The organism is Streptosporangium sp. NPDC049078 (assembly GCF_040648855.1).
Taxonomy (GTDB): domain Bacteria; phylum Actinomycetota; class Actinomycetes; order Streptosporangiales; family Streptosporangiaceae; genus Streptosporangium.
Genome location: NZ_JBEZEL010000007.1, coordinates 393,517 through 400,901 on the forward strand (window position 1 = coordinate 393,517; position 7,385 = coordinate 400,901).

A 7,385-nucleotide genomic window follows, 5' to 3' on the forward strand; every position below is an offset into this window, starting at 1 on the left:
ACCCACCGGTCGCGCCGGCAGCAGGAACCGATCACACCGGCAAGGTCGGCACCGATCACATCCTGCGGGCGTTCGGGATCACAACGGCGAACTCGTACGGATCACATCCTGCGGGCACGCAACGTGGCGCGAACACTTTTCAGCGCGGAAACATAGTGCCGCAGGTCGGGCCGCATCGCGACGGCGATCGCCAGTGGCTCCTGAGCCCCCTCCATGTCCCCGGTGCGCCACAGGGCGAGCCCAAGACCGAAATACGCGTAGTCCTCAGCCGGATTGGCGTCGATGATCCAGCGAAAGCTGTCGACGGCGTCGGCGTACTGCCGGGAGTTGAACTGTGCTCGGGCGAGGGCCTCCCGGATGCTCCGCGACTCCGGCTCCGCGTCGGCCGCCCGCTCCAGCAGCGCGGCCGCCGCCGCCGGACTGCCCTCGGCCAGCAGTTTCGTCCCTCGTTGAAACCATTCGTAGACGTCCCCGGCCGGAGCGCCCGTCTCGGGGCTGGGGGAATCAGACGGACCGCCACGTCCTTGGACCATTGTGTGAGGCCTCCTTCATCGACAGACGACAGATCTGGCCGATTTCCTGACGGACCAGGCACCATCGCAGACTCGAAGCGGCCCCCGGCCGTTTCAGGCCTTTATGGCAGCATGCCCTCTATGGCGAATCCTGAACTGCCGATACCCGGCGGGCTGGTGCTGCGCCCGTTTCACGGCGTGCGGTTCACGGTCGACGATCTGGCCGGAGTCACCTCCCCGCCGTACGACCTCATCGACGAGGCCGAGGTGCGGAAGCTGCTCGACCTTCACCCCAACAATGTGGTGCGTTTGATCCTTCCCGGCACCGACCATCACAAATACGCCGAGGCGCGGGAGACTCTTCACCGGTGGCTCTCCTGCGGGGTGCTGACCTCCGACGAGACACCCGCGGTCTACATCTACGAGCAGTCGGGTCCTGGCATCCTGCAGCGCGGGATCATCGGTGACGTGGGCCTGGCCGGTCCGGAGCTGGGCATCATCCTTCCTCACGAGAACGTGATGCCCGGACCGGTCGCCGATCGGCTCGCGCTGATGCGCACCACGCAGGCCAACCTGGAACCCATCTTCCTGCTCTACGACGGTGCGGGCGGCGCCACCACACACCTCGTCGACCGCATCGCCGCGTCCCGGCCCCCTCTGGCGGAGACGGAGACCGAGGACGGGGTCAGGCACCGGCTGTGGGCCGTCACCGACACCGGCGAACTCGCCTCCATCGACGCCGACCTCCGCCCCCGCCAGGCCCTGATCGCCGATGGGCACCACCGCTACGCCACCTATCTCGCGCTCCAGCGAGAACACCGCGCCTCCGTCACTGCCTCCGTCACGAGTGACGCCGCGACAACCACCTCCATGAAACCCACGACAGCCGTGGAATCGGTGACGCCCATGACGGACGGCACCCCTGCGGAGTCGGCGGAAGCCACGAATCCCGGGAAACCCGCTAAAGCCACGGCCTCGGTGAGCCCGGTGGAACCCGCGGAAGCGGTGAGCCCGACGAGCCCTCCGGAGCCCGGTCCGTGGGACTTCGGTCTCGCGCTCCTGGTGGACTCCAGCGCCTACCCACCGGATCTGAAGGCCATCCACCGGGTCATTCCCGGACTGCCGCTTGAGGAGGCGCTGGCCAAGGCGAGGGGCTCGTGGCAGGTGCACGACCACGCGGACCTGGCCGAAGGTCTGGCCGCACTGGAGGAGACCAGCGGACCGGCCTACCTGCTGTCCGCCGGCGGGTCCGCACACCTTCTCACCGACCCCGACCCCGACCAGCTCGAACACGCCATGCCGTCCGAGCACTCGGCCGGGTGGCGGGCGCTGAACACCTCCATCCTCGCGGAGTTTCTTCTGCCGAAGGTGTGGGGGATGCGGGACGACGAACAGTCGGTGCGCGTCGTCCACCACGACCCGGAGGCCGCCGTACGGCTCGCGCGGACGTCCGGTGGGACCGCGGTGCTTCTGCGCCCGCTCGCGGTCGACGAGGTGCTCGCCGTCGCGGCTCAGGGGGAACGAGTGCCTCGCAAGTCCACCTCCTTCGGTCCGAAGCCCAGAACCGGTCTGGTTCTGCGCACGCTCACCCCGAGACTGACACCTTCCGAAGAAAACCCGCCCTCCGCGAAGTCAGGATCCTGAAACTCAGGAGGGCCGGACCCCTGAGAAGAGCCGGATGCCGCGGAAACTCCGAAACCCTGCGTTTCCCGGGCCTTGCAGGTCGGTGGAGGTCGGTCCGAGATCTCAAAAAGCCAGTCCGACATCTCGAAATCCTGCATGCCCTGGAAGTAGGGCGTCAGTTACCCGATCTCGCCGAGGTGAGCCGCGGCTCCTCCCCCCCGGTCCCGTGGCCCCCTCCTCGCATGCAGGAGTGAGCGCACCGGCCGAGGCGGGACGGGCACGGGAACCTCCTCGGCACAGGCCAGGATCGTGATGACCTTACGCTCAAGACGTCTCACCGAACGCACTTCGACCTCGTAGCCGGACGACTTGGCCCCTTCGCTTCCCCACCATCTCCGACGCAGCGAACCCGTCACCTCGACGATGTCATCGGGAAGCCAACCTGCCACGGCCTCGATGACGTCGGTCTCGAACGACGCGCACGGAATGGTGTCGACCCGGGCGCCACGCCCGCGGTGTCGCCGCCGGACGATGAGCCGCCAGGTGCCGAGCGTGCCTCCGCTCTGCAACGCCCTGATGTGGGCCACCTCAGGTAGGCGGCCCACGAGAATGACCTCGTTACGATCCATGCGATCCTCCCTCGATCCTGCCTGTCGAGGACGACTCTCTACGATGTGAGCTGCACCGGAATGGCCGAATACTGTTCTGTGGATACCGGTTCCAGTTATGAGGTGGCCTGTGGACAACATCACCGCCCTCGGCGGGGACGTCTATGAGATCGATACGAGGATGGCCGGGTACTCCAGCATCACGGCCGGATACCTGATCCTTGGAGACCGTCCCTGCCTGGTTGAGACCGGCACCTCCACCTCCGCCCCCGTGGTGCGTGATGCCCTCACCTCGCTGGGCGTCGGACCCGGAGATCTCGCCACGGTCGTCGTCACGCACATCCATTTGGATCACGCGGGCGGGGTCGGCGACATCGCCGGTTTCTACCCGAATGCGGAGATTGTGGTTCACCAGAAGGGTGCACGACATCTCGCCGATCCATCCAGGCTGATGGCGAGCGCGCGAATGGTCTGGGGCGACAAGCTCGACACCCTGTTCGGCGAACTCTCCCCGACAGAAGCCTCGCGGATCCGCGCGCTCGACGACACCGACACGATCGACCTCGGCAACGGTCGTACCCTGAACAGCCACTACTCCCCAGGGCACGCCAAACACCATGTCGGACTCATCGACTCCGGCACCGGAGACCTCTACGTCGGCGACGCGGCCGGGGTCTACCTTCCTGAGACGGGCGACCTGCGTCCCGCCACGCCTCCGCCGGACTTCGACCTGCGGACCGCGCTGGACTCGATCGCCCTGTTCAAAGCACTGGGCCCGCAAAGGCTGCTCTTCAGTCACTACGGACCGGTCACGGATGTGGAGGAGATCCTGGGACGCTCCGCCGAGGAGCTTCGTGTCTGGGTCGACCTGACCCGTCAGGCCCACACGGAGGGCATGGACCTGGATCACGCCGTTGCCATGGTCAGGGAGCGCACCCGCGACCGTTACGCGGCTTTGAAGACGGACGAGGCGACCGCCGAACAATTCGAGCTGCTGAGCGGCGCCCCGTCCAACGTGGCCGGAATCCTGCACTGGCTGGATCGAATCCAGCCGTGAAAACGTGCCCCGCAAGGCTCGGGGCCGTTGTGACTCCTCCGTTCCCCGAAAGAAGCGGCTTCTCGCCTCCCTCCGTCGAGGTAGGCGACGGCCAAGCCCTGACCGTTTCAAACACAGGAGCGGTGACAGGGAAGCGATTCACCGGGTAAACCTGGCAGTCCCCTCGCCGAGAACGATGGAGACACCTCCCGCATTCCGGGCGCACAGCTCGTCCACCCGGAATGCGGCGAAGGTTCCCTGGACTTACTTCTTCTCGGCCTTGCCCCGGCCCTGCTCGTCGTCCTCGCGCTGATCCTCGTCCTCATCGGAGTCGGTGTCGGAGGCGTCACTCAGAATGTCGCCGAAGTCGGGCTCGATGAAGGCAGGGCCGACAGCGTGCTCCACCTTGCCCGGCTTCTCCTCCGTCTTCCGCTCGGCGTCGGCCGCCTCGCCCTCGGAAGAGACCTTCTCTGGGGAGCTCACCTCGGCAGAGTGCTCTTCGTCGACGGAACCGTTGTCCTGAGCGTCATCGGCGGTGGGACGGTTCGCGTCGAAGTCGTCGTCAAAGAGATCGTCTTCGGCCTCGATCTCCTCGTCCAGAGCCGCGACGTCGTCGATATCGGCGTCATCGTCGACGTTGACGTCATCATCGCCCTCGGCCTCGGCGTCATCGTCGGCGCGGGTGTCATCGTCGACGAAGACTTCCCCGTCCTCGATGTCGTCCTCTTCGATGTCCTCGATGTCCTCGATGACAGCGCCCGTCAGCTCCGCGTAACGCTCGGCCGCGTCGGTCTCGCCGTCCTCGTCGAAGGTCATCGCCCGGCCGAACCACTCCGTGGCCGGCCCCGCGTGACCGGCCGCGGACAACGCGTCGGCGTAGGCGAAGGCGAGACGGGCCGACCAGGGCTGGGGACGGGTGTCACGCAGCTCGGGAAGGCGCTGGAGGGTGATGACCGCGGCGTCGTTCTGACCGAGGTCTCTCCGGGCGCCGGACTCCACGATGGCGAGCTCGATCTTGCCGACGCGGTCGAGTCGCTCGGCCTCCTTGGAACGGACCAGGTCAAGCGCACGCTCGGGGCGGCCAAGACCGCGCTCGCAATCCGCCATGATCGGCAGGAACGAGTCGGAACCTGTCATCCGGCGAGCCGCGCGCAGATCGCTGAGCGCCTCGGAGAAGTGGCCGGCACGGTAGGCCGCGATACCGACGGCCTCACGGATCACTCCGATCCTGGCCGCGAAGCGGCGTGCGACCTTCGTGTGCTCGTAGGCCCGCTCCGCGTCGTCCTCGCCAAGGGCCCTCTCGGCCGCCACGAGATGGCGGGAGATCAGATCCGCGAGGTCGAGCGGAAGAGAACGCAGCTCTTCGCGGATCTCCTTGTCGAGCTCCTCCGCGGTGATGTCCGGCGCGAGCTCGGGCAACTCCTCACGCTGGCCGCCGGGAGCCTCGTCGCGCCCCCCGGACCGGTCGTCCCGGCCATAGCGGGTGCGAGAACCCTCACCGTCGCGGTCGCGGTTCCCGAAGGGACGACCGCCGCCCGGACGATCGTCACGGTTGAACGGCCTGCGCTCACCACCGCGGTCGTCGCGGTTGAACGGAGGACGGTCACCACCGCGGTCATCACGGTTGAACGCGGGACGATCCCCGCGATATCCACCACCAGGACGATCATCCCGGTTGAAGGACCTGCGCTCACCATCCGGCCGCGAACCGTAGCGGCTACGAGTCTGGTCGCGATCACCGTACGAACGACGCTCGCCACCACGATCATCACGGCTGGACGACGGCCGATCATCACGGTTGAACGGAGGACGATCCCCCCCGCGGCTGTCACGGTCGAACGACCTGCGGTCACCACCGCGATCATCACGGTTGAACGACGGCCGATCTCCGCGATAGCCGCCGCCCGGACGATCGTCACGGTTGAACGGCCTGCGCTCACCACCGCGGTCGTCGCGGTTGAACGGAGGACGGCCACCACCGGGGCGATCGTCGCGGTTGAACGGCCTGCGCTCACCGCCATCGGGACGCGAACCGTACTGACCACGCGACTGGTCACGGTCACCGTACGAACGACGCTCGCCACCACGATCGTCGCGGTTGAACGACGGCCGATCCCCGCGATACCCGCCACCAGGACGATCACCGTACGAACGACGCTCGCCACCGCGGTCGTCGCGGTTGGACGAAGGACGGTCACCAGCGCGGTCGTCGCGGTTGGACGAAGGACGGTCACCAGCGCGGTTGTCGCGGTTGAACGCGGGACGATCCCCGCGATACCCACCACCGGGACGATCGTCACGGTTGAACGGCCTGCGCTCACCACCGCGGTCGTCGCGGTTGAACGGAGGACGGCCACCACCGGGGCGATCGTCGCGGTTGAACGGCCTGCGCTCACCGCCATCGGGACGCGAACCGTACTGACCACGCGACTGGTCACGGTCACCGTACGAACGACGCTCGCCACCACGATCATCGCGATTGAAGGGCCTGCGCTCGCCACCACGGTCGTCACGGTTGAACGGAGGACGGCCACCACCGGGACGATCGTCGCGGTTGAACGACGGCCGATCCCCGCGATACCCGCCACCAGGACGATCATCACGGTTGAACGGCCTGCGCTCACCACCACGATCATCACGGTTGAACGGAGGACGACCGGAACCGCGGTCGTCACGGTTGTAGGACGGCCGGTCGCCACGATCACGAGCTCCGTAGGAGCCACCGCGAGACTCGCGGTCACCATAAGAACGCTGGCCCTCGCCACGCGGTCCCGAGGACCTCTGCCCGCCCCCTGAGCGGTCGTCACGGTTGAACGGAGGACGACCGGAACCCCGGTCGTCACGGTTGTAGGACGGCCGGTCGCCACGATCACGAGAGCCGTAAGAACCACTCGGGCGCCCTTCTCGGCGCTCACCATACCGGGGACCGTCACCCGGACGTCCCCTGTCACCACCTGCGCGATCGCTGCGGCGGCCTCCCTGGCCGCCGGATCCGCGGTTTTCGCTCTCTTCGCGACGGCCCGCGCCCTCAGGCCCGTTGTCACTGTTCACTTCTGGTCCATTCGTTGGGTCACTCTGCGAGCGCGTCCCATCTCCTCGTTCGGATGAGACGTTCGCTATCCGGGCGGTCTCCGGCCGCGGGGTGCGCCCCGTTCGCTATCGCTGCCCCGCCCCTATCGTGGTCTGGCGCGACGAAGGCCACCCGCTGGTGGGGTGGCCCGGCCCTTCCAGCCTAGCAAGCCCTTGAAAGTCCATACGCCCTTCCCCTGCACCCATGAATGATCATGGACATCACGGCGGGCCCTTCGCGGATGGCTTTTGAGAGAATCTCGGAGCCATCCCAGCTGCCGGCCGGTACCTTGCCGCAGGAGTCGAAGATCACTTGGCTAACACTGCTCATAACGCAAAAGGACCCCCTCAGCGGAAACCCACACGCCGAAAACCTCGAGTCCCGGCCTTCCAATACCCCGACGCGTCCTTTGGATGGCCCTGGGGCATCGCTTGAAAAAGGCCCTGGAAAGCACGAAAGGCCCCCACCAACGGTGAGGGCCCTACGTGAAAGATTGTCCGGCGGTGACCTACTCTCCCACACCGTCCCCGGTGCAG

At 67.0% G+C, this 7,385-nt stretch carries 6 protein-coding genes; 3 read left to right on the forward strand and 3 right to left on the reverse strand.

The features are described from left to right. Positions 1-101: 101 nt before the first annotated feature. Complete coding sequence (locus tag AB0B90_RS14665; RefSeq protein ID WP_350947807.1) at positions 102-533, reverse strand: tetratricopeptide repeat protein; 432 nt, start codon at positions 531-533, stop codon at positions 102-104. Positions 534-644: 111 nt separating this feature from the next. On the opposite strand from AB0B90_RS14665, the gene AB0B90_RS14670 reads away from it, so the two are divergent. Next, positions 645-2,156, forward strand: a complete 1,512-nt coding sequence (locus AB0B90_RS14670; protein ID WP_362922833.1) for a DUF1015 domain-containing protein — start codon at positions 645-647, stop codon at positions 2,154-2,156. A gap of 158 nt (positions 2,157-2,314) precedes the next feature. Here AB0B90_RS14670 and AB0B90_RS14675 read toward each other — a convergent pair whose 3' ends face one another. Then, complete coding sequence (locus tag AB0B90_RS14675; protein WP_362922835.1) at positions 2,315-2,764, reverse strand: hypothetical protein; 450 nt, start codon at positions 2,762-2,764, stop codon at positions 2,315-2,317. A gap of 109 nt (positions 2,765-2,873) precedes the next feature. Here AB0B90_RS14675 and AB0B90_RS14680 point away from each other — a divergent pair, with 109 nt between their 5' ends. Then, the gene (locus AB0B90_RS14680) at positions 2,874-3,800 is read left to right on the forward strand and encodes an MBL fold metallo-hydrolase (protein WP_350947810.1); all 927 of its coding nucleotides are present in this window, start codon (positions 2,874-2,876) and stop codon (positions 3,798-3,800) included. Positions 3,801-4,043: 243 nt separating this feature from the next. On the opposite strand, the gene AB0B90_RS14685 is transcribed toward AB0B90_RS14680, so the two are convergent. Beyond that, positions 4,044-4,595 carry a hypothetical protein gene (locus AB0B90_RS14685; RefSeq protein ID WP_362922837.1) on the reverse strand — a complete coding sequence of 184 codons (552 nt, stop codon included), beginning with the start codon at positions 4,593-4,595 and terminating at the stop codon, positions 4,044-4,046. A gap of 33 nt (positions 4,596-4,628) precedes the next feature. Here AB0B90_RS14685 and AB0B90_RS14690 point away from each other — a divergent pair, with 33 nt between their 5' ends. After that, positions 4,629-6,575, forward strand: coding sequence for a hypothetical protein (locus AB0B90_RS14690; RefSeq protein ID WP_362922839.1), 1,947 nt, complete (start codon positions 4,629-4,631; stop codon positions 6,573-6,575). Positions 6,576-7,385: the final 810 nt, after the last annotated feature.

Coding starts and splice junctions, on each gene's coding strand:
- AB0B90_RS14665 (WP_350947807.1), bottom strand. CDS start 533: ATGGTCCAAGGACGTGGCGGTCCGTCTGATTCCCCCAGCCCCGAGACG.
- AB0B90_RS14670 (WP_362922833.1), top strand. CDS start 645: ATGCCCTCTATGGCGAATCCTGAACTGCCGATACCCGGCGGGCTGGTG.
- AB0B90_RS14685 (WP_362922837.1), bottom strand. CDS start 4,595: ATGACCTTCGACGAGGACGGCGAGACCGACGCGGCCGAGCGTTACGCG.
- AB0B90_RS14675 (WP_362922835.1), bottom strand. CDS start 2,764: ATGGATCGTAACGAGGTCATTCTCGTGGGCCGCCTACCTGAGGTGGCC.